The organism is Vibrio sp. Vb1554 (assembly GCF_033344235.1).
Window position 1 is genome coordinate 1 of record NZ_JAWPOJ010000106.1, and the last position, 1,799, is coordinate 1,799.

At 46.9% G+C, this 1,799-nt stretch carries 3 protein-coding genes; all 3 read left to right on the top strand.

Features of this window, described 5'->3' with window-relative positions:
- Positions 1-235: hypothetical protein (locus R8N28_RS24000; RefSeq protein ID WP_318183522.1), on the top strand; the 235-nt coding region annotated here is incomplete at its 5' end.
- Positions 232-786, top strand: a complete 555-nt coding sequence (locus R8N28_RS24005) for a DUF6162 family protein (RefSeq protein ID WP_318183523.1) — start codon at positions 232-234, stop codon at positions 784-786. The genes R8N28_RS24000 and R8N28_RS24005, both read left to right, overlap by 4 nt.
- Before the next feature lie 22 nt (positions 787-808).
- Entirely contained in the window at positions 809-1,735 is a 927-nt protein-coding gene (locus R8N28_RS24010) for a metal ABC transporter substrate-binding protein (protein ID WP_005459333.1), read from the top strand.
- Positions 1,736-1,799 lie beyond the last annotated feature (64 nt).

Below are 1,799 nucleotides of genomic sequence, written 5' to 3' on the forward strand. Positions count from 1 at the left end.
TTGTCATTTATCTCAAAATAAAGTGATTTGCGAAACTGGCTACTCTGATGGCTCAACCGCGATCGATTACGATGTCGAAATGTACGACTACGAAGATAATCTCATCGCCAGAGTCAGAACAGACAAGCGTTCTATTGCCGAGTTTTCTCATCCAGAGACTGATTTCTACTTGGTTTTCGATGCCGGTCATGAAAGCCCAGTTGAAGTGGATGTGGTTGAGCTGAAAGAGAAATGATCACACAAAAAGTTCGTCCCGATAACGGTAGCCGAGAAGGGAAATGGGTGGCACTTACCATCGCTGGTATTCTTGCTTGCGCCAGTGTTTTGATGCCTCTGCACCAAGTTGATTCTCCCCATTCTGAAGTGCTTTCTCATCAAATTCGAATCACGGACTTGCAGCAAGAAGAGCTCGGTTTGATTGCCGAACTAAAACTGGCGCATGAAGAACTGCGCGATTTACACGCAGAGTCCGGCACCTGGCCAGATACGCAAGAGATGGCGTCACTGTGGATTGCGCCCTTTGTTCAAGATCAAAACTGGAAGCGTAAAGGTTCGCATCAATGGCAGAGCATTGGTGACGGGATCTATTTGGGCATCAGACAGAGTGATCAAGGGGCGGCTTCAATGATTCTAGATAGTCGTCAAAGCCACGCCGACATTTGGCTAATCGATGCCCATGGTTTTGCGCCAACCCCAACATTGAGCGAAGAAAGCCATCGCCATCAACAGGGGTGGCAACAGCTAATTCTCTCTTCCCCATCTTTTGCTCATCCTTCGCACACTTAACTCAATTCAAAGAATACATATTATGATCACACGTTCGCTTTTACGTTCCATGTTTGCATCTTGCGCTTTATTGGTCGCTAGCACGTCCAGTTTCGCGAGTGACAAAATGAAAATTGGTATCACGCTTCAGCCTTATTTCAGCTATGTGCACGCTGTTGTTGGTGACAAAGCGGAAATCTTGCCGCTGGTGGATGCTGGCTTTAATCCACATAACTACTTACCGCAACCGAATGATCTAAAACGTCTCAATGAAATGGATGTCATTGTGGTGAATGGTATTGGGCATGATGATTTTGCATTGAAGGTGATCAACGCGTCGCAACGCGATGATCTCGTTGTCATTGAAGCCAACAAAGAAGTTCCGCTATTGCCAGCAATGGGACAATCAGTCGGGCAAGGTGCGGTGAATCCACATACGTTCGTTGGGCTTTCAACAACGATTCAAAAGGTTTATACCATCGCGAGCGAGTTGAGCAAACTCGACCCTGACAATGCCGATTTCTACCGTAAAAACGCGCGTCAATACGCCAAAACTTTTCGCATGATGAAACGTGATGCCATGTTGTCGTTGGGCGAATTGGACACGGCAGGAATGAAGGTTGCGACAACGCACAACGCATACGGCTACATTCTGCAAGAGTTTGGTGTGGATGTTGCCGCAGTGATTGAGCCAGCTCATGGCGTGGAGCCGAGCGCGAGCCAACTGCAAGAGACGATCGAGAAGATCAAACGATCTGGCATTGATGTGTTGTTTTACGAGCTGAATATGCCAAATCGCTTTGTTGATACCATCGAAGAAGCGACAGGAGTTAAGCTCTACCGTTTTTCTCACATGACGCATGGGGAATACGAAGCGAACAAAGTGGAAGTTGAGATGCGCGAAAACGTTGAGACCTTGATTGAAGCGATGAAGTTCGTGGCAAGCAAACACGCACAGGAGAAAGCGTAATGCTTGGTCCTTCTATCTCGATAGATAATTTAAGTCTCCAATACGGTGACAACGTGATATTGCA